At 69.2% G+C, this 19,452-nt stretch carries 21 protein-coding genes; 12 read left to right on the plus strand and 9 right to left on the minus strand.

The window, feature by feature from the left end; all coding sequences use genetic code 11:
* Nucleotides 1-20: 20 nt before the first annotated feature.
* Genes ABT304_RS09125 through ABT304_RS09135 form a run of 3 tightly spaced genes read right to left on the minus strand, consistent with a single transcriptional unit; the run spans nt 21 to nt 2,777 of the window.
* Nucleotides 21-1,268: an ABC transporter substrate-binding protein gene (locus ABT304_RS09125; RefSeq protein ID WP_350714610.1), complete on the minus strand. Its 1,248-nt coding sequence runs from the start codon at nt 1,266-1,268 to the stop codon at nt 21-23.
* A 50-nt stretch (nt 1,269-1,318) separates the two neighbouring features.
* Nucleotides 1,319-2,011, minus strand: a complete 693-nt coding sequence (locus ABT304_RS09130; protein ID WP_160024910.1) for an ABC transporter ATP-binding protein — start codon at nt 2,009-2,011, stop codon at nt 1,319-1,321.
* A complete protein-coding gene (locus tag ABT304_RS09135) occupies nt 2,004-2,777 on the minus strand; it encodes an ABC transporter ATP-binding protein (RefSeq protein WP_350714612.1) in 774 nt (257 codons plus the stop codon). Before ABT304_RS09135 ends, ABT304_RS09130 begins: the two co-directional genes overlap by 8 nt.
* 189 nt (nt 2,778-2,966) lie before the next feature.
* On the opposite strand from ABT304_RS09135, the gene ABT304_RS09140 reads away from it, so the two are divergent.
* Together ABT304_RS09140 and ABT304_RS09145 are read left to right on the plus strand one after the other, a co-directional pair.
* A complete protein-coding gene (locus ABT304_RS09140) occupies nt 2,967-4,637 on the plus strand; it encodes a tannase/feruloyl esterase family alpha/beta hydrolase (RefSeq protein WP_350714613.1) in 1,671 nt (556 codons plus the stop codon).
* Nucleotides 4,638-4,690: 53 nt separating this feature from the next.
* Nucleotides 4,691-6,190 carry an amino acid permease gene (locus ABT304_RS09145; RefSeq protein ID WP_350714615.1) on the plus strand — a complete coding sequence of 500 codons (1,500 nt, stop codon included), beginning with the start codon at nt 4,691-4,693 and terminating at the stop codon, nt 6,188-6,190.
* A 64-nt stretch (nt 6,191-6,254) separates the two neighbouring features.
* Here the strand turns inward: ABT304_RS09145 and ABT304_RS09150 are convergent, their stop codons facing one another.
* Nucleotides 6,255-7,217, minus strand: a complete 963-nt coding sequence (locus tag ABT304_RS09150) for an ArsR/SmtB family transcription factor (protein ID WP_350714617.1) — start codon at nt 7,215-7,217, stop codon at nt 6,255-6,257.
* A gap of 56 nt (nt 7,218-7,273) precedes the next feature.
* Between ABT304_RS09150 and ABT304_RS09155 the strand changes: the two genes are divergently transcribed.
* Entirely contained in the window at nt 7,274-8,539 is a 1,266-nt protein-coding gene (locus ABT304_RS09155; RefSeq protein WP_350714619.1) for an MFS transporter, read from the plus strand.
* On the opposite strand, the gene trhA is transcribed toward ABT304_RS09155, so the two are convergent.
* On the minus strand, nt 8,500-9,240 hold the full coding sequence (gene trhA / locus ABT304_RS09160) for a PAQR family membrane homeostasis protein TrhA (RefSeq protein WP_350714621.1): 741 nt from the start codon (nt 9,238-9,240) through the stop codon (nt 8,500-8,502). The genes ABT304_RS09155 and trhA overlap by 40 nt on opposite strands.
* Before the next feature lie 88 nt (nt 9,241-9,328).
* Here trhA and ABT304_RS09165 point away from each other — a divergent pair, with 88 nt between their 5' ends.
* From ABT304_RS09165 to ABT304_RS09175, 3 genes are all read left to right on the plus strand, one after another.
* On the plus strand, nt 9,329-10,105 hold the full coding sequence (locus ABT304_RS09165) for an isoprenyl transferase (protein ID WP_160024904.1): 777 nt from the start codon (nt 9,329-9,331) through the stop codon (nt 10,103-10,105).
* A gap of 299 nt (nt 10,106-10,404) precedes the next feature.
* On the plus strand, nt 10,405-11,811 hold the full coding sequence (gene phoH2, locus ABT304_RS09170; protein WP_350714623.1) for an RNA 5'-3' helicase PhoH2: 1,407 nt from the start codon (nt 10,405-10,407) through the stop codon (nt 11,809-11,811).
* A gap of 188 nt (nt 11,812-11,999) precedes the next feature.
* Nucleotides 12,000-12,710: an aggregation-promoting factor C-terminal-like domain-containing protein gene (locus ABT304_RS09175; RefSeq protein WP_350714625.1), complete on the plus strand. Its 711-nt coding sequence runs from the start codon at nt 12,000-12,002 to the stop codon at nt 12,708-12,710.
* Between the two features lie 120 nt (nt 12,711-12,830).
* On the opposite strand, the gene ABT304_RS09180 is transcribed toward ABT304_RS09175, so the two are convergent.
* Nucleotides 12,831-14,219 (minus strand): class II fumarate hydratase, encoded by a 1,389-nt coding sequence (locus ABT304_RS09180; protein ID WP_350714627.1) that lies wholly within the window; start codon nt 14,217-14,219, stop codon nt 12,831-12,833.
* Nucleotides 14,220-14,237: 18 nt separating this feature from the next.
* Nucleotides 14,238-14,924: a spermidine synthase gene (locus ABT304_RS09185; RefSeq protein WP_350714629.1), complete on the minus strand. Its 687-nt coding sequence runs from the start codon at nt 14,922-14,924 to the stop codon at nt 14,238-14,240.
* 36 nt (nt 14,925-14,960) lie between these two features.
* Here ABT304_RS09185 and ABT304_RS09190 point away from each other — a divergent pair, with 36 nt between their 5' ends.
* The 6 genes from ABT304_RS09190 to ABT304_RS09215 all read left to right on the plus strand — a co-directional run bounded on the left by ABT304_RS09190 (nt 14,961) and on the right by ABT304_RS09215 (nt 18,746).
* Nucleotides 14,961-15,827 carry a glucose 1-dehydrogenase gene (locus ABT304_RS09190; protein ID WP_350714631.1) on the plus strand — a complete coding sequence of 289 codons (867 nt, stop codon included), beginning with the start codon at nt 14,961-14,963 and terminating at the stop codon, nt 15,825-15,827.
* Complete coding sequence (locus ABT304_RS09195) at nt 15,827-16,327, plus strand: DUF6328 family protein (protein WP_350714633.1); 501 nt, start codon at nt 15,827-15,829, stop codon at nt 16,325-16,327. Before ABT304_RS09190 ends, ABT304_RS09195 begins: the two co-directional genes overlap by 1 nt.
* Nucleotides 16,328-16,387: 60 nt before the next feature.
* Complete coding sequence (locus ABT304_RS09200; protein WP_160024897.1) at nt 16,388-16,834, plus strand: NfeD family protein; 447 nt, start codon at nt 16,388-16,390, stop codon at nt 16,832-16,834.
* 15 nt (nt 16,835-16,849) lie between these two features.
* Entirely contained in the window at nt 16,850-17,878 is a 1,029-nt protein-coding gene (locus ABT304_RS09205) for an SPFH domain-containing protein (RefSeq protein WP_160024896.1), read from the plus strand.
* 61 nt (nt 17,879-17,939) lie between these two features.
* Nucleotides 17,940-18,485 (plus strand): GNAT family N-acetyltransferase, encoded by a 546-nt coding sequence (locus tag ABT304_RS09210; RefSeq protein ID WP_350714635.1) that lies wholly within the window; start codon nt 17,940-17,942, stop codon nt 18,483-18,485.
* 18 nt (nt 18,486-18,503) lie between these two features.
* Nucleotides 18,504-18,746, plus strand: coding sequence for a hypothetical protein (locus tag ABT304_RS09215; RefSeq protein WP_350714637.1), 243 nt, complete (start codon nt 18,504-18,506; stop codon nt 18,744-18,746).
* A gap of 53 nt (nt 18,747-18,799) precedes the next feature.
* Here ABT304_RS09215 and ABT304_RS09220 read toward each other — a convergent pair whose 3' ends face one another.
* Nucleotides 18,800-19,102 carry a TFIIB-type zinc ribbon-containing protein gene (locus ABT304_RS09220; protein ID WP_350714639.1) on the minus strand — a complete coding sequence of 101 codons (303 nt, stop codon included), beginning with the start codon at nt 19,100-19,102 and terminating at the stop codon, nt 18,800-18,802.
* 114 nt (nt 19,103-19,216) lie between these two features.
* Entirely contained in the window at nt 19,217-19,450 is a 234-nt protein-coding gene (locus tag ABT304_RS09225; protein ID WP_292648302.1) for a helix-turn-helix transcriptional regulator, read from the minus strand.
* Between the last annotated feature and the right edge of the window lie 2 nt (nt 19,451-19,452).

Genomic DNA, 19,452 nt, shown 5'->3' on the forward strand with positions numbered 1-19,452 from the left:
AATCCCTCTAGACCTCGCGCCTACATCGAGCAGCCGGACTCAGCTGCCGGGCGGAACGCCTCCTCGGCTGGGATCGTCTTGATGATCTCCTCGTAGTCCCAGTCCTCCTTGACGTCGTCCGGTCCCTTGACCCGGGCCAGGTAGGCGTCGTGGATGACCCGGTGGTCCTCGGCGCGGATCTCACCGTTGCGCAGGAACATGTCCTCGACCTTCTTGCCCTCGAGCTCCTCGACGATCTTGTCGGCATCGTCGGTGCCGGCGGCCTGGACCGCCTCGAGGTACTGCGTCGCCGCCGAGTAGTTGCCCGCGTGGGCGTACGTCGGCCGGTCGCCGGTCTCCTCCATGAAGCGGTCGGCCCACTCGCGGGACTTCTCGTCGAGGTTCCAGTACCAGGCGTCGGTGAAGATCGTGCCCTCGAACGCCTCGACTCCGAGCGAGTGGATGTCGGAGATGAACATCAGCCCGACGGCCAGGTCGATGCCCTGGTCCTTGAGCCCCGACTCGTTGTACTGCTTGACCAGGTTGATCAGGTCGCCGCCGGCGTGCATGGTGCCGATGACCTGCGGTTTCGCCGCTCCCGCCTTGGTGATGTACGTCGCGAAGTTGTCGTTCGGGAACGGCGTCGCGATCGTGCCCGCGACCGTGCCGCCGCCGGCCTCGATGGCGCCGGTGAACGACTTCACCATGTCCTGGCCGAAGGCGTAGTCGGGGTAGATCAGCTGCCAGTTCTTGTCGCCTTCCTCGGTGACGACGGTGCCGGTGCCGTTGGCCAGCATCCAGGTGTCGTAGGCGTAGTGGAAGGTGTACTTGTTGCACTGCGCGCCGGTCAGCTCGGTCGTGCCGGCGCCGATGTTCATGTAGAGCTTCTTCTTGTTCTTCGCCTGCGTCGCGACGGCCAGCGCCGCCGACGAGGTCGGCACGTCGAGGATGACGTCGGCGCCCTCGCGGTCGTAGAGCTCCTGGGCCTTGGTGTTGGCGATGTCCGGCTCGTTCTGGTGGTCGGCCGAGGTCACCTCGATGTCGTCGACGACGGCGTCCTCGCCGTACTTCTCCTGGTAGTCGTCGATCGCCATCTGGATCGCGATCTTCGAGTTGGGGCCGGAGACGTCCTTGTAGACACCGGAGGCGTCGTTGAGCAGGGCGAGGACCACCTTGTCGTCGGTGAAGTCACCTCCGGCAGCAGCCGGCCCACCGGCACCGCAGCCTGCGGTGACCAGAACACCTGCCATCAGTATCGAGGCGCCGGCAGCTGTGCGTCGCTTGTTCATCGTGTCTCTCCTCGTGGGGTAGGGCTGTGCTCGATCTCTGGAGACGTACGTCAGATCCCGAGGTGTTCGAGTAGCTCGTCCTGACGTTCGACGAACTCGTCGTTGTCGAGGCTCTCGACCAGGCGGCCCTGGGCGAGCAGGTAGTGGCGGTCGGCGACGGTGGCGGCGAAACGTACGTTCTGCTCGATCAGGAGCACGCCGATCCCGGACTGCTTCGCGGTCCGCACGATGTCGCCGATCTGGGCGACGATGACGGGGGCGAGCCCTTCGGAGGGCTCGTCGAGCAGAAGCAGGCGGGCGCCGGTGCGGAGCACCCGGGCGACGGCGAGCATCTGCTGCTCACCGCCCGAGAGCGTCGTCCCGCCCGCTCGCCGACGGCTGCCGAGAGCCGGGAAGGCGTCGTAGACCTGCTCCAGCGTCCACGCCGACTCGGAGACCTTCGGCGGCAGCAGGAGGTTCTCCTCCACGCTCAGGTTGGCGAAGATGCCGCGGTCGTCCTGCACCCAGCCGAGCCCGGCGCGCGCCCGCTTGTGCGCGGGCAGCGAGGTGATCTCGCGGCCGTCGAGCCGGATCGATCCGGTCAGGTGCTTGTGGAGGCCCATCAGGCAGCGGACGAGCGTGGTCTTGCCGGCGCCGTTGCGGCCGACGAGGGTGACCACCTCGCCCTCGGCCACGCTCAGGGTGGCCTCGCGCAGGGCCTGGGCCTCGCCGTACCAGGCGCTCAGGTTCTCGATCTCAAGCACGGTGAGCCTCTCCGAGGTAGGCGGTGATGACCCGCGGATCCGCGCGGACCTCGTCGTAGGGGCCTTCGGCGAGCACCGAGCCCTGCTGCAGGACGGTGACCCGGTCGGCGAGGTGGGCGACGACGTGCATGTTGTGGTCGACGAAGACGACCGTGCGGCCCTCGGCGATGCGCCGGACGAGCTCGATGGTGCGGTCGACGTCCTCGATGCCCATCCCCGCCGTCGGCTCGTCGAGGAGCAGCAGCCGGGGCTCGACAGCGAGGACGAGGGCGAGCTCGAGCGCCCGCTTCTGCCCGTACGCCATCAGCCCGGTCGGCTTGTCGGCCAGCTCGGTCAGGCCGACCTCGGCCAGCAGCCGGTCGACCTCCTCGCGGCGGCGCCCGAGCAGCTTCTCCGAGCGCCAGAACCTCAGCCCCTGGTTGGTCAGCCCCTGGAGCGCGATCTCGACGTGCTCGCGCGGAGTGAGGTTCTCGAAGAGGCTGGTGATCTGGAAGGAGCGGGCCACCCCGTGGCGGGTGATCCGCTCCGGCGCCATCCCGGTGACATCGTCACCGAAGACCGTGATCCGTCCGCCGGTGGGCTTGAGGAAGCCGGTCAGCAGGTTGAAGAGAGTCGTCTTGCCGGCGCCGTTGGGGCCGACGAGCGCGTGTACGGTGCCCTCGGCGACCTCCAGGTCGACGGAGCTGACCGCGCGGAAGCCGCGGAAGTCCTTGGTGAGACCCTCGGTCCGTAGTGCGCACCTCGGGGTCGATGTGGTGCTCGTCACAGGGGCGACGCTAGGGAAGTGGTGAGACGTACGCCATAGGGGTTCGAGACACACTGAGCCCGGTCGTTGTGTGGCTCGCCGCCATGCCGGCTCTCCGGCGCCCGGCTCAGGTCTGGCCACATCTCGCGCACCGGAGTTGTGTGCGGCGGCCACATGGCGCAGGTCACACCGCGTCGCGATCCTTGAGCAATGGCCCCCACCCACGTACGCAGATTCCTGACCGTCGGCTCCGCGCTCGCCCTCGCCGCCGCGGCCCTGGTCGTCGGCCAGGTGCCCGCGAGCGCCGCGCCGTCGACGGGCACCGCCGACTGCTCGTCGCTGGTCGGGCTGAGGATCCCCGCCCACCGCATCGGCCTGCCGACCACCGGTGCCGAGGTCACCGCGACGACGTCGATGCCGGCCTCCGGGACCGGGCCGACCGCGCTCCCGGCGTACTGCCGCGCCGACATCGCGATCCATCCGGTCGACCCGGCCGCGCCGGACATCCGGATGGGCCTGGCCCTGCCCCAGGGGTGGAACGGGAAGACGATGATGTTCGGCGGTGGCGGCTACAACGGCACCGTCCCCAATCTCGCCCAGAACGTGCCCTTCGGGCCGGTCGACCAGCGCACCCCGCTCGGCCGCGGCTATGCCACCTACGCCAGCGACTCCGGCCATCAGGCCGACACCAGCCGCCACCCGATCGCCAGCCTGGACGGCTGGTTCGGCCAGAACGACGAAGCCGTGCGCAACTTCTCCGGTGACGCGCTCAAGAAGGTGCACGACACCGCCACGTACGTGATCTCGAAGGCGTTCGGTCGGGCGCCCGGCACGGCCTACTTCGCCGGCGGCTCGACCGGTGGACGGGAGGCCCTGGCGGTCGCGCAGCGCTGGCCGCGCGACTTCGACGGGGTGATCTCCGCGTACCCCGCCTGGAACGCTGCCACCCTCGACCTCTTCTTCGGCCGGATCACCCACGAGTTCGGCAAGCCCGGAGCGTTCCCGTCGAAGGCGCAGCAGGACCTCGTCGCACAGCGGGTCCTGGCCGCCTGCGACGGCGGCGACGGGGTCACGGACGGGGTGATCTCCGACGAGGCCGGCTGCGACTTCGACCCGGAGACGTTGCTGTGCGGCGAGGGCGAGACGCCGGGGGACACCTGCCTCTCGCGTGAGCAGGTGGATGCGGTGGTAGCGGCCGACAGCAGTTGGCGGCTGCCCTACCGGGTGGCGAGCGGGGAGTGGGGCTATCCCGGGTTCCCGGTGCTGTCCGGGGCACGCATGTCGACGCCGGTCCTCGGCTTCGGCACCGCCGCGCCGGCCGACCCGATGCCGGTGACCGCCGGCTACGGCATGCAGTTCTGGAACCAGTGGGCCAAGTACTTCGTCGCCCGCGACCCACAGATCAGCCCGTTCGCGATCGACCCGGCCGACCCGGGGGAGTGGCAGCGCCGGATCAGCGAACTGACCGCGCTCCAGGACGTCAACGACGCCGACCTGCGCCCGTTCGCCCGGTCCGGCGGCAGGCTGATCCTGGTCCACGGTGCCGCTGACGAGCTGGTCAGCCACCGCTCCACGATCGACTACTACCAGCGCGTCCAGCGGGTGATGGGCAAGCGGGCGACCGACGGGTTCTCCCGGTTCTATCTGGTGCCGGGAGCCAACCACGCCAACTTCGCCCCGGTCGCCTTCTCCGCCTCGTACGACTCGCTCACGGCCCTGGAGAAGTGGGCCGAGCGCGGCGTCGCGCCGGGCGAGAACCAGGTGGTCGCCGACGGAAACGCCGGTGCCGGCCGCACGCGGCCGTTGTGCGAATGGCCGGCCTGGCCTGCGTACGTCGGCGGCCCCGCCTCGGAGGCCACGAGCTTCCGCTGCAGCCGATAGCGGTTGCCCCCCGACCTATCGAGTCCGCCGATCGAGATGGTTTGCTATCCCCTATGTCCATTTGGCGAACAAAGTCCATCGAGCAGTCTCTCGCCGATGCCGACCACCCTGATTTCAAGCTCAAACGGCGGCTCACCTCCGTCGACCTGACCGTCTTCGGGATCGGCGTCATCATCGGAGCGGGTATCTTCACCCTGACGGGTCGGGCCGCGGCCGAGTATGCCGGTCCGGGTGTCGTCTTCTCCTTCGTCATCGCCGCGATCTGCTGCGGCCTGGCGGCGCTGTGCTATGCCGAGTTCGCCTCGACCGTGCCGGTGTCGGGGTCGGCGTACACCTTCTCCTACGCCACCCTCGGCGAGATGCTCGCCTGGATCATCGGCTGGGACCTGATCCTGGAGATGGTGCTCGGCGCGTCCGTGGTCGCGCAGGGCTGGAGCAGCTACCTGGTGACGTTCCTCGAGGAGATCGGCCTCGGCTGGCCCAAGGGCTACGGCCCGGACGCCAACGCCGACTTCGGTCAGCCCAACCTGGCCGCGCTGCTGCTCGTCGTCGTCCTGGTGGGCCTGATCGCGATCGGCATCAAGGAGTCGCTGCGGGTCAACCTCGCGCTCGTCGCGGTCAAGCTCTTCATCGTCCTGTTCGTCATCGTCGCCGGCATGTTCTACATCACCGGCTCCAACTACGACCCGTTCATCCCCGAGCGCGCGGGTTCGGTCAGTGGTGAAGGCATCCACCAGCCGCTGATCCAGTGGGCCTTCGGCCTCGAGCCGCAGACCTTCGGTGTCCTCGGCATCATCTCGGCGGCGTCGGTCGTTTTCTTCGCCTACATCGGCTTCGACGTGGTCGCCACGACCGCGGAGGAGGCCAACAACCCGCAGCGTGACCTGCCCCGCGGCATCATCGGCTCGCTGGTGATCTGCACGATCCTCTACGTCGCCGTCGCCCTGGTCATCACCGGCATGGTGAAGTACGACCAGATCGATTCCGAGGCCGCGCTCGCCACCGCGTTCCGAGACGTCGGCCGCGGCGGCTTCGCGACCTTGATCTCGGCGGGCGCCGTCGCCGGTCTGACCACCGTCGTGATGACGCTGATGATCGGCGCCATCCGGGTCATCTTCGCGATGAGCCGCGACGGTCTGTTCCCGGTGAGGTTCGCCCACGTCAACCCGAAGACCGGCACCCCGGTCCGGATCACCCTCACCGTCGGTGTCTTCGTCGCGATCGTGGCCACCTTCACCCCGATCGGCAAGCTGGAGGAGATGGTCAACATCGGCACCCTGACCGCGTTCGCGCTGGTCTCGATCGCCGTGCCGATCCTGCGCAAGCGTCGCCCGGACCTGCCGCGCTCCTTCAAGGTGCCGTTCAGTCCGGTGCTGCCGATCGTGGCGGCGCTGATCTGCATCTACCTGACCCTCAACCTGAGCGTCGAGACCTGGCTGCGGTTCCTGGTGTGGATGGCGATCGGCTTCGCCATCTACTTCCTCTACGGCTACCGCAACGCGCGGGTCGGCAAGGGCGGGAACGACGACGTCGTCGAGCCGCTGCAAATGTGAGGATTTCGTAGACGAGAAGGGGCGCGTGGCCGGGATGGCCGCGCGCCCCTTTCTCATCTGGACGTCATCTGACGGCGTCGACCAGACGGTCGCCGAGGTCGGAGCGGAGATACAGCACCGATCGACCGTGGCGGGCCGAGGTCAGCAGCCCTGCCGCGCGCATCGCGCGTAGGTGCTGGTTGACGGCCGTGGGGGTGACCCCGAGGCGTACGGCCAGCTCGGTCGACGAGGCCGGAGCCGCCAGCAGCGTGAGGAGCCCGGAGCGGGTCTCGCCGATGAGGTCGCTCAGCGCCCGCGGCGCCTGCGGCCGGTCGCTGGTCCACAGCGTGCCGAGCCCGCGCGCCGGGTAGAACATGACCGGCGGCTCCTCGGGCGAGATCGGCGTCGACGGATTGCGGGTGAACAGGGTCGGCACCACGGTGAGCCCGACTCCCGCGGTCGTACGCCGATAGTCGACCTTCGACGTGGTGAGCCGGATCGCGAGGACGTCGTCGGCGAGGGTGACTCGCGGCGAGATGTCGGCGAACATCGACGCCATGCCGGAGTGGACGATCGTCCGGCCGCGATGGACGATGTCGGCCTCCAGCACCGCTCGCATCCGCTGCCAGTGCGGTTCGAAGCAGGCGTCCCAGTAGCCGCGGAGTGCGGTGAGGACGCGGCGCAGCACCACCTGCGGAGGCCCGTTCAGGACCGGCGGCGGGCCGCCCTCGAAGTGGACCGCGGCGAGGTCGGCGCGTACGCGCTGCGGCGAGGTCGCCGCGATCACCTCGAGCTCGTCCTCGAGCCGGGCGAGCGGGGTGCGCGGGCGCGGGTTGAGGAAGTCCGGTGTCCAGAGTCGGTCGTTGGTCAGCGCCAGCAGGGTCTCGCGATCCAGGTCGGCGGTGCCGACACCGCGGAGCCAGGGCAGGTGGAGCGGGAACCTGCCGGGGTCGCGCAGCGCCCGCAACGAGAGGGTGAGCTCGTTGAGCGGCGAGATGGCGAACCGGACTTCGCTCAGGTCGGGGCCGGCCAGCTCGTACCTGATCATGAAGCAATACGCTACATCGTTAGCGCGCGCAGTCGTGGGGTGCGACAACTGGACCCGTGATCCGACCTCCCAGCGACCCGGTCGAGCGCCCGCTCGTCGGCGTCATCGCCGCCCTCTCCCTCGCCCGTGGCATGTTCTTCGCGGTCAGCGCGCTCTACTTCACCCGCACGGTCGGACTCTCGGCGGTGACCGTCGGCATCGGCCTGACCATCGCCGGGGGAGTCGGCGTCGTGGCGACGTACGCCGGTGGGCGGCTCAGCGACAGGTGGGGCGCCGACCGGGTGCAGCTGTGGGCGATGACGAGCTACGGCATCGCCCTGCTCGCCTACGCGCTGGCCCGGGACGTGGCCGCGTTCGTGCTGGTCGCGACCTGGGTCTCGGCGTCGCGAGGCTTCCAGTCGAGCGCGCAGTCGACGCTGATCGCGCGCTGGTTCGACGGCCCCGACCGGGTTGCCGTACGCGCCCGGCTGCGCGTGGTCATGAACGTGATGATCGGCGCGGGCACCCTGCTCGCCGCACTGGCGCTAGCGGTCGACACCGGGACCGCCTACCGCACCACGATGGTGCTCGTCGGGGTGCTCACCACGCTCGCGGCCGTGCCGCTCATCGGGCTCAGGCGCCGGGTCGCCGGGCTGGCCGAGACGATGGACGCCGGCTCCGGTCCGACGGCGGCCACGGGACCCTCACCGCTGCGCGACCGCACCTATGTGACCGCGACCGTGCTCAGCGGCGTGATGGCGATCCACTTCGGGTTGACCTCGATCGGGGTGCCGCTGTGGGTGGCCGACCACACCGACGCGCCGACGGTCCTGGTCTCGCTCCTCCTGGTGGTGAACACCGTCTACGTCGCGCTCTTCCAGGTGCGGGCCTCGCGTGGCACTCACGACATCGCCACGGCGGGTCGGGCCGTGCGGGGTGCCGGGTTCCTGCTGCTCGCCGCCTGCCTGCTCTTCGCGGGGGCGGGCTATGCGGGCCCGGTGTTCGCCACATGCCTGTTGCTGCTCGCCGCGCTGGCCGCCTCGGCAGCCGAGACGCGCGGCGAGGCGGGCAGCTGGGGGCTGGCCTTCGAGCTCGCCGACCAGCAGCGGGCCGGTGCCTACCAGGGCGTCAGCCAGATGGGCTACGCGCTGGCGCACATGCTCGCGCCTCTGGTGGTGACCGCCACCGCGATCGACCACGGCACCGGTGGCTGGATGGTGCTGGGCGCGCTCTTCGCCGTCACCGGCATCCTCACCGCGGTGCTCGCCCGGCACGCGGCCACGGCACGCGACCAGGCTCAGGCTCAGCGCAGCGAGTACGTCGCCAGCGAGACGCCGGTGTAGTGCACGATGAACGCGAGGATCGTGAAGGTGTGGAAGACCTCGTGGAAGCCGAACCACTGCGGCCACGGGTTGGGCCGCTTGAAGCCGTAGATGACGCCGCCGGCGGTGTAGAGCGCGCCGCCGACACAGATCAGCGTGAAGGTGGCGATCCCGATGCCGACACCGAGCGCGACCGCGCCGGAGAAGAAGGACGGGATGAAGAAGATCGCCGCCCAGCCGAGCGCGATGTAGTTCGGGACGTACAGCCAGCGCGGCGCCTCGGGCCAGAACACCCGGAAGAAGACGCCCAGGATGGCACCGGTCCAGACCACCGAGAGCAGCACGACCTGGGTGACGCCGTCGAGGAGCAGCAGCGAGAAGGGGGTGTAGGAGCCCGCGATCATCAGCATGATGTTGGCGTGGTCCCAGCGCTTCAGGATGGTGTGGGAGCGTGGGCTCCACTTACCCATCGCGTTGCCGCGGTGGTAGACCGCGGAGACTGTGAAGAGCAGCAGCGCGGCCATCGTGAACACCGCCGCGCCCAGCCGTGGCGCACCCGCGGGGGCCAGGACGATCAGGACGATCCCGGCAGCCAGCGTGAGCGGGGCGCTGGCCAGGTGGATCCAGCCGCGCAGCTTTGGCAGGGCCTCGTGAACGGTCGAGGAGACCGAGTCGGTGATCGTTCCGACCTTGAGGCGCATCGCGTCCGTCATCTCGCTCATAAGGGCCAAGGCTATCGGTCCACCCTGAAGATCGGGTGAACCCCGTCCCGCTGGGAGATGTGGGCGCGGCGCCGATACCCTTCTGCACGTGGCAGACTGGAAGGAAGGCGTACGTCGGGTTCTCTACCCAGCCTACGAGGCGCGGATGCTCCGCAAGCTCGATGCCTCCAAGCTGCCCAAGCACGTCGGGGTGATGCTCGACGGCAACCGTCGTTGGGCCAAGGAGGTCGGCCAGTCGACCGCCCACGGCCACCGTGCCGGCGCGGCCAACATCGAGCCGCTGCTCACCTGGTGCGACGAGATCGGCATCGAGGTGGTCACCCTGTGGCTGCTCTCCACCGACAATCTCAACCGCCCAGCCGACGAGCTGGCACCGCTTCTCGAGATCATCGCCGACGCGGTCGACTCGCTGGCAGACGTACGCCGCTGGCGGCTGCACCCGGTCGGCGCACTCGATCTCCTGCCCGACTGGCTGTCCCAGCGCCTCAAGGCCGCCGAGGAGGCGACCCGGGACGTCGACGGGATGCTGGTCAACGTCGCCGTCGGCTACGGCGGCCGCCGCGAGATCGCCGATGCCGTACGCGCCCTGCTCAACGAGCACGCCATCCGCGGCACGTCGCTGGAGGAGCTCGCCCAGATCATCGACGTCGAGCACATCGCCGACCACCTCTACACCAAGGGCCAGCCCGATCCCGACCTGGTGATCCGTACGTCCGGGGAGCAGCGCCTGGGCGGTTTCCTGCTGTGGCAGAGCGCGAAGTCGGAGTTCTATTTCTGCGAGGCCTACTGGCCCGACTTCCGGCGCACCGACTTCCTGCGGGCCCTGCGCGCCTACGCCCACCGCGAGCGTCGCCTCGGAAGGTGACCGCTGGCCGGAACATTCGGTCGTGTCACCAGGAGTTCACAAAGAAAAATCGTTCGTGTTGCCACAGACCGTTGGTCCGGCGTCGTAGCGTTGTACCAACGGCGGGGAACAAATTCCCGTCGCACCTGGAGGCCCGTTACGTGAGTAGTCACGAACCGAACCTGCGTCAGGATCTCATCGATCCCGACGGGTGTGAGGCGGTCGGCACCCCGACTGACGGTCCACCGTCCGGTCCATCTGATTAACGATGAAATGGCCGGACTCATGGGTGTATGAGCCGGTCGCGAGAGGTGATCCGCGTGGCCAACCGAACCACGAACGAGCATGTCACCGAGGCCGATACGTCGGCCGCTCCGACACCGGCGTCGGATGCCCCAGAATCGGACACAGCCCCGGAGAGCGAGTCGCCTTCTGTGCGCACGTTCGTTCTCGACACCAGCGTCCTGCTCTCGGACCCGAAGGCCATGACGCGCTTCGCCGAGCACCAGGTCGTCCTCCCGGTGGTCGTCATCACCGAGCTGGAGGGGAAGCGACACCACCCGGAGCTGGGCTACTTCGCCCGCTCCGCGCTCCGGCAGCTGGACGGGCTGCGGGTCACCCACGGACGCCTCGACACGGCGGTCCCGGTCGGCGAGGAGGGCGGCACGATCCGTGTCGAGCTCAACCACACCGACCCGTCCTCGCTGCCGAGCGGATTCCGGCTCGGGGACAACGACACCCGGATCCTCGCGGTCGCGCGCAACCTGCAGGGCGACGGGCTCGACGTCACCCTGGTCTCCAAGGACCTGCCGATGCGGATCAAGGCGTCCGCGGTCGGGCTGAAGGCCGAGGACTACCGCGGTGAGCGGATCAACGACTCCGACCCGGGCTACTCCGGGATGGCCGAGCTGGACGTCGCCTCCGCGTCCCTCGACGAGCTCTACGACGACGGCGTCCTCGAGCTCGACGCGGCCCGCGACCTGCCCTGCCACACGGGTCTGGTGCTGATGTCGGACCGCGGCACCGCGCTGGGTCGGGTCGGACCGGACAAGCAGGTGCACCTCGTCCGCGGGGACCGGGAGGTCTTCGGGATCCACGGCCGCTCCGCTGAGCAGCGGATCGCGCTGGAGATGCTGCTCGACCCCGAGGTCGGCATCGTCTCCCTCGGTGGCCGGGCCGGCACCGGGAAGTCCGCGCTCGCGCTGTGCGCCGGGCTGGAGGCGGTCATGGAGCGCAACCAGCACAAGAAGGTGCTGATCTTCCGCCCGCTCTTCGCCGTCGGCGGCCAGGAGCTCGGCTACCTCCCCGGCACCGAGGGCGAGAAGATGTCGCCGTGGGGCCAGGCGGTCTTCGACACGCTCTCCGCGGTCACCACGCAGGACGTGATCGACGAGATCATCGACCGGGGCATGCTGGAGGTGCTGCCGCTGACCCACATCCGGGGCCGGTCGCTGCACGACTCGTTCGTGATCGTCGACGAGGCGCAGTCGCTGGAGCGCAACGTGCTCCTGACGGTGCTCTCCCGCATCGGCGCCAACTCGAAGGTCGTGCTCACCCACGACGTCGCCCAGCGCGACAACCTCCGGGTCGGACGCCACGACGGCGTGGTCGCGGTGATCGAGAAGCTGAAGGGCCACCCGCTCTTCTCCCACGTCACCCTGACCCGCTCCGAGCGCTCGCCGATCGCCGCGCTCGTCACCGAGATGCTGGAGAACGTCGTCCCGTAATCATTGTCACGTCAACGGCCCCGGACCTGTAAGGTCTGGGGCCGTTGTGATTTCTGTGACTCATGTTACGGAAGTGATGCTCAGGACGGTCATTTCTGACCTACAAACGGTGCGTCCGGTTTGATACGAGGTTGGTGCTCATGCATTGTTTGCGGGTCTGTAATGCCTCAGCCCCCGAATGAGAGCCCGTGACCAAGCCTGTTCATCGTGCCCCGCGACATCGCGGTGCGCCAGCGAATCCGCTTGTCGACGTTCCGCACAAGGCTGCGCGTACGACCGCCAAGACAACCCTCCTCCTCTCCGTCCTCGCCCTCGGCGGGACCGGCGCCGCAGTCGCAGGCGGGGTGGCCTACACCGGCCCCGCCACCGACGACCCGACGCTCAGCGCGGGTGAGTCGGCAGCCGCCGACATCCCCGAGCTCACCGACGCCCAGCGCGCCGCGATCGAGGCCGAGTCCGCCGCCCGCGGCAACGAGACCTCCCTGTCGCGTTCGGCCGGTGACCGCCGCGAGGTCGCCGACCCCGGCAAGCAGGCCGCCCTGTCGGCCGGCAACGAAGTCCGGGCCATCGCCGGCGTCGAAGAGATCGAGATCGATCTCCGCAACCCCAAGGACATCGCCAAGTCGATGCTCGGCGACTTCGGCTGGGGGATGGACCAGTTCTCCTGCCTCGAGCCGCTCTGGGAGAAGGAGTCGGGCTGGAACCCGACCGCCGCCAACCCCTCCTCCAGCGCCTACGGCATCCCGCAGGCCCTCCCCGGCTCCAAGATGGCCTCCGCCGGCGACGACTGGGAGACCAACCCCGCCACCCAGATCGAGTGGGGCCTCGGCTACATCAACGACCGCTACGGCTCCCCCTGCGGCGCCTGGAGCCACTCCCAGTCCGTCGGCTGGTACTAGGCCGAATCTGTCGGCCAGGCGGCCGAGTCGGCTCGTCCTGACGTGAAATCTCGCCGAGTCGGCGCGTGAGAACGCGCCGACTCGGCGATGTTTTTGGTCAGGATGAGCCGACTCGGCGGTTCAGGGGTGGGTCATCGACTCGACGTCGAGGGCTTGATCCAGCTGGGCCTCGGTGAGGGTGCCGTCGGCGACGTAGCCGAGCTTGATGACGGTGTCCTTGATCGTGGCACCCTCGGCGAGGGCCTGCTTGGCGACCTTGGCAGCGGCCTCGTAGCCGATGTACTTGTTGAGCGGGGTGACGATCGAGGGGGAGGACTCGGCGTAGGCGCGCAGGCGCTCGGGGACGGGGACGATCCCGTCGACGGTGCGCTCGGCCAGCACGGTCATCGAGGTGGAGAGCAGGCGGATCGACTCCAGGATGTTGCGGGCCATCACCGGCATCGCGACGTTGAGCTCGAAGGCGCCCGAGGCACCTGCGGCGGTCACCGCGGCGTCGTTGCCGATCACCTGGAAGGCGACCATCAAGGTGGCCTCCGGCACGACCGGGTTGACCTTGCCGGGCATGATCGAGGAGCCCGGCTGGAGGTCGGGCAGGTGGATCTCGGCCAGGCCGGTGGTGGGGCCGGACGACATCCAGCGCAGGTCGTTGTTGATCTTGATCAGGCCGACCGCGAGCGTCTTCAGGACGCCGGAGAGCTCGACGAGCGAGTCGCGGGTGCCCTGGGCCTCGAAGTGGTTGCGGGCTTCGGTGAACGGCTGGCCGGTGCGGCCTGCGAGCTCGGCGATCACGGCCTGCGGGAAACCGGCGGGCGTGTTGATGCCGGTCCCGACCGCGGTGCCGCCCAGCGCCAGCTCGCGCACCCTCGGGAGCGCCGACTCGAGCCGCTCGGCCGCGTAGCGGACGGTGGCTGCGTACCCTCCGAACTCCTGGCCGAGGGTGACCGGCGTGGCGTCCATCAGGTGCGTACGTCCCGACTTCACCAGCCCGGAGAACTCCTCGGCCTTCGCCTCGAGCGACCCGGCCAGCACGTCGATCGCGGGCAGCAGCTGCTCGGTGACGGCGACGGCGGCCGCGACGTGGATCGCTGTCGGGAAGGTGTCGTTGGAGGACTGGGAGGCGTTGACGTGGTCGTTGGGATGTACGTCCCGGCCCGTCCGAGCCGCCAGCGACGCGATCACCTCGTTGGCGTTCATGTTGGAGGAGGTGCCGGAGCCGGTCTGGAAGACGTCGATCGGGAACGCGTCGTCGTGGCGGCCCTCGGAGACCTCGCCCGCAGCCGCGATGATCGCCTCGGCCTTGTCGCCGGGCAGGACGCCGAGATCGAAGTTGGCCTTGGCGGCGGCCGCCTTCACATGACCGATCGCGTGGATCAGCGCCGGCTCGATGGGCGTGCCCGAGATGGGGAAGTTCTCCACGGCCCGCTGGGTCTGGGCGCGCCACAGCGCATCCTTCGGGACCCGGACCTCTCCCATGGAGTCGTGCTCGATGCGAAAGCTCATGTCGTCCATGTCTGATTCAACCTTTGACTAGTTGGTGCCATTCCCTCGCGAGGCCCCGGCGGCAGAGAGCCGGCCCACATAGAGCCAGTAGGTCTCGGAGTGCCCCTGCAGGTCGACCGGGTAGGAGAGCGCCTCGGCCTCGTCGAAGACCTGCGCCATCACCTCCAGCAGCGCCGGAGCCTTCGCCGCCGACCACACCACCACGGTGCCACCCGCGGCCGTCGCCCGCCGCGCATCCGCCAGCGCGGGCGCCTCGTAGAGCGCTCCATTGGCGTCGTGGACCAGGTAGCCGGGGCCGTTGTCGACGTCCAGCAGCACGACGTCGTACGCCTCGGGCCGGCTCTCCCGCAGGACCACGGCCACGTCGGCCACCTCGATGTGGACGCGCTCGTCCCTGAGCAGGTCGGGGCCGTGGGGGATCCGGCCGGTCCGCATCCACTCGACCAGGCGCGGCTCGATCTCGACGACCGTGACCGCCTCGACCCGTGGATCGGTCAGCACGGCCTCGAGGGTGAAGCCGAGCCCGAGGCCGCCGATGAGCACGTGTCTCGGCGCCGGGTGCAGCTCGAGGGCGTGCGTGGCCAGCGCCTTCTCCGTCGAGGTCTCCTGGGTGTCCATCACGAAGATCCCGTTGGCCCGCAGCTCCAGGTGGCCGTCCGCTCGATGCCGTAGCGCCAGCCCACCGTCGACGATCACCGATTCAGTCCCACTCACGGTTCCATTGTGTCCGATGTGGGTACCGGGCCCGTCATGAGCGATGACGACACCCAGTTCCCAGCCCAGCAGCAGGAACCTCCCGGGCTCACCGGCGAGATGGACCCGCTGCCCGACCACGGCGAGTCCAGCTACCAGGGCCACGGCCGCCTCGATGGCAAGGTCGCGCTCATCACCGGTGCCGACTCCGGCATCGGCCGCGCGGTCGCCATCGCGTACGCCCGTGAGGGGGCCGACGTGGCCTTCACCTACCTCCCGGAGGAGGAGCCGGACGCCCAGGAGACCTCGAAGCTGGTCGAGGAGGCCGGACGTACGCCGCTGGCCATCCCGATCGACCTGCGCGAGCGTGAGGCGTGCGACGAGGTCGTCGAACGCACCGTGCAGGAGCTCGGCGGCCTCGACATCCTGGTCAACAACGCCGGCTACCAGTTCGCCCGCGACAAGGGTCTGACGGACATGGACGACGAGCGGATCGACCGGACGTTCAAGACGAACCTGTACGCCCTCCTCTGGCTGACCCGCGCAGCCGTCCCGCACCTGCGGAAGAGCAACGGCTGCGTCATCAACAACGCCTCGATCCAGGCGTACGAACCTTCGACCAGCCTGCTCGACTACGCCGCGACGAAGGCGGCCATCAACAACTTCACCGTCAACCTCGCCGCCGAGCTCGGGCCCGACGGGGTCCGGGTGAACGCGGTGGCTCCGGGGCCGATCTGGACCCCGCTGCAGCCGGCGACGCAGGCGCCGGAGAAGGTTCAGAAGTTCGGGGCGAACACGCCGCTGGGGCGCGCCGGTCAGCCGGCCGAGGTCGCGCCCGCGTTCGTGTTCCTGGCCTCTCCGGCCGAGGCGTCCTACGTCTCTGGCACCGTTCTCGGGGTGACTGGGGGACGGCCGGTGTTCTGATGGCCGCGAGCAGCATTCACCCCGGTGAGATCGAGGGCGGTGGTCCGGACGAGGACCCGGCCGAGCGGATCACCCGGAACTGGAACGAGCTCCTCCAAGAGCTGCGGGTGCTGCAGACCGGCGTGCAGATCCTGACCGGTTTCCTGCTGACCGTCCCGTTCTCGCCTCGCTTCCCGGACCTGGCCGACCACCAGCAGACGATCTACCTCGTGGTGCTGGTCGGCTCGGTCATCACCACATCCCTCATCATCGCCCCCGTCTCCTTCCACCGGATCCTGTTCAGGCGCCGCCAGCGGCCGTGGCTGGTCATTGCCTCGCACGCCTGTGCCCGGGCCGGACTGGCGGGCTTCGCGATCACCTCGGCGCTGGTCGTGCTGCTCGTCTTCGACGTCGTCCTCTCCTTCGGCGCCGGGGTCGTCGCGGCCATCGGCGTGCTGGTCCTGTTCGTCTCGCTGTGGGCGGGACTGCCGCTGCTCAACGGGCGAAATAACTCGCACTGACCCCATGTGATGACCACCACACCGGGAGTACCCTGGTGAACAAACGAGTCTGGTGGGCTTATGTGGTCGTTCTTCTGGATCCTCGTCGCGGTACTGCTCGGAATTGCCGAGGCGTTCACGATGACGCTGGCGTTCGCTTTCGTCGCCGGCGGGGCGCTCCTTGCCGCGGGCAGCGCCGCCTTGGGCGCGCCCGTGCTGGTGCAGATGCTGGTCTTCGCGCTCGCGGGTGGCGGCAGCGTGCTGCTGGTGCGGCCGATCGCACGCCGTCACATGGCCCTGCCACCGCCGGTGCGTGATGGCACCGACGCGCTGGTCGGCCGTCAGGCGGTCGTCCTTGCGGAGGTGAGCTACGCGCACGGGCTGGTCCGGCTCGCGGGCGAGGAATGGACCGCCCGCCCCTACGACGAGGACCTGGTCATCCCGGTCGGATGCCGGGTCGACGTGCTCGAGATCGAAGGCGCGACGGCGCTCGTGCATCCGCGCGACCCGCTTTCGCTGTCCCCTTAGAGGAGGGCGTACGAGATGGAACTTCTGCTGATCGTTCTGGTCATGGTCGCGCTTGTGGTGGGGGCGGTCGCCTCGACGGTGCGGATCGTGCCGCAGGCCCGGCGCTACAACATCGAGCGCTTCGGGCGCTACCGGATCACGCTCCAGCCAGGGCTGAACTTCGTGATCCCGCTCGTGGACCGGGTCAACACCAAGCTGGACGTACGCGAGACCGTCTACTCCTCCAACCCGCGTCCGGTGATCACCGAGGACAACCTGGTGGTCAACATCGACACGGTGCTCTACTACCAGATCACCGACCCGCGGGCGGCCGCCTACGAGGTCGCGAACTACCTGCAGGCGATCGACCAGCTCACCGTCACCACGCTGCGAAACCTGATCGGCTCGATGGACCTGGAGCGCACCCTGACCTCGCGCGAGACGATCAACGCGCGGCTGCGTGAGGTGCTCGACGACGCCACCGGGAAATGGGGGATCCGGGTCAACCGGGTCGAGATCAAGGCGATCGACCCGCCGGCCTCGATCAAGGAGGCGATGGAGAAGCAGATGCGCGCCGAGCGGGACAAGCGCGCCGCCATCCTGCACGCGGAGGGCAAGCGGGCTTCGCTGATCCTCGAGGCCGAGGGCACCCGGCAGAAGTCCATCCTGGAGGCGGAGGGCAACCAGCAGGCCCGGATCCTCGAGGCCGAGGGTGAGGCCACGGCGTTGGAGCGGGTCTTCCAGGCGGTCCACGCCAACGACGCCGACCCCAAGGTCCTGGCCTACAAGTACCTCGAGATGCTGCCTTCGCTCGCGTCGCACGGCAACTCGTTCTGGGTCATCCCCGGCGAGCTCACCGAGGCGATGCGTACGGTCACCGGCGCCTTCGCCGACAACGCCTCCTCTATGCAGTCGGCGAAGGGGTCGGACAACGGCCACGACGCAGGACGTACGCCGCCGGTTCCCTCGCCTCGCGAGGCGATCGAGCAGGCGGAGCACGAGGCGGCCAAGGCGGTCGAGGCGGCCCACGAGGAGTCGGCCCGGGCGGACCGCATCATCGGGTGACGCCGCGGAGGTCGCAGAAACCCGTTTCCTGAGGGCACTCGGTCGCTGACAAGATGGCCGGGTGCCGCTGCCCACCCCGACGCTGACGACCGAGCGGTTGCGGCTGCGGCCGTTCGCCGCCGCCGATGCCGAGCCGCTGTTCGCCCTCCAGAGCGACGCGTACGTCCTGCGCTACTGGGACTCGCCGCCCTGGACCGAGCGGGCGCGTGCCGAGCAGTTCATCGCCCGAAGCCATGCGATGGCCGAGGAGGGGAGCGGGGCGCGGCTGGTCATCGAGCGCGACTCCGCCTTCGCCGGCTGGTGCACCCTGAACTCCTGGAATCCCGACTTCCGCAGCGCCTCCCTGGGCTACTGCCTCGCCAGGGCAGGGTGGGGTCAGGGCATCGCGACCGAGGCCGCGGGCGCGCTCCTGGACTGGGCCTTCGACACCCTGGACCTGAACCGGGTCCAGGCCGAGGCCGACACCCGCAACGCCGCCTCCGCCCGGGTGCTGGAGAAGCTCGGCTTCACGCTGGAGGGGACGCTGCGCGAGGACTGCGTGGTGAACGGCGACGTCTCGGACTCGTGGGTGTTCGGGCTGCTGCGCCAGGAGTGGTTCTCCCGGTAACGGGGTACCGCACAGGACATGAGCCAGCAACCGTTACCAGCAGAGGGCCCCGACGATCCCGAGTACACCGAGGAGACGGGGACGGACGAGGAGGGCGGCCAGGTCTCCGCGGCCGAGAACCTCGAAGGCGAGGGTGGCACTCCGATCGCGCCGTCCGACGCGACTGCCGGCTACCCCGACTCCGAGTCCGGCAGCCCGGACACGCATGGGTCCGGGCCCGGTGAGGCGCCGCCCGAGAACCGGCGCGACAACGACGTCTAGGGACTCTGCGTACGTCCAGGGACCATCAGGTGCGTACGCGGCGCCCGGCAGGATCAGCCGAAGAGGTCACCCAACCAGGACTCGCGGTGGTGACCGCGGCGGTTGTCGTGGCGGCGGTCGTCATCGTCATAGTCGCGCCGCTCGTACTCCCGCTTCTCATAGCGTCGCTCGTCGCGCTTCTGCTCCTGGCGGGGCTGCTGGTAGCTGCCGGGCTGCGGGGCACCGACGGACCGCTCGATGATCTTGTCGATCTCGCCGCGGTCCAGCCACACACCACGGCACTGCGGGCAGTAGTCGATCTCGATGCCTTGGCGCTCGCTCATCACCAGGGTGGCACCGTCGATGGGGCACTGCATGGGGGTCTCCTCGTCCTCGGGGATCGGCGCCCATCAACCTAGCCGGTCGCCCCGCATCGCTGGGGCTCGACGTCGGCGGAGGTCCGGTCTTCGCCTGCTCCGGAAGGAACGGGATCAGTCGCCGAGACGCTTGAACGGCTCGATGGCGAAGACGACGTCGACGGCGACGTCGAAGTAGGCGGCGATCCGCAGAGCAAGATGCAACGAGGGGCTGTATTCGCCCCGCTCCAGGTAGCCCACGGTCTGGTAGTGGACGCCGAGGGCGTCGGCGAGCTCCCGGCGCGAGATGCCGCGCTCGGCGCGTAGCATCGCGATCCGGTTGTAGACGGTGTCCGATTCGTTGGCCACAG

The sequence above is a fragment of the Nocardioides sp. NPDC000445 genome (genome assembly GCF_040300245.1).
In the GTDB taxonomy this organism is placed as follows: Bacteria; Actinomycetota; Actinomycetes; order Propionibacteriales; family Nocardioidaceae; genus Nocardioides.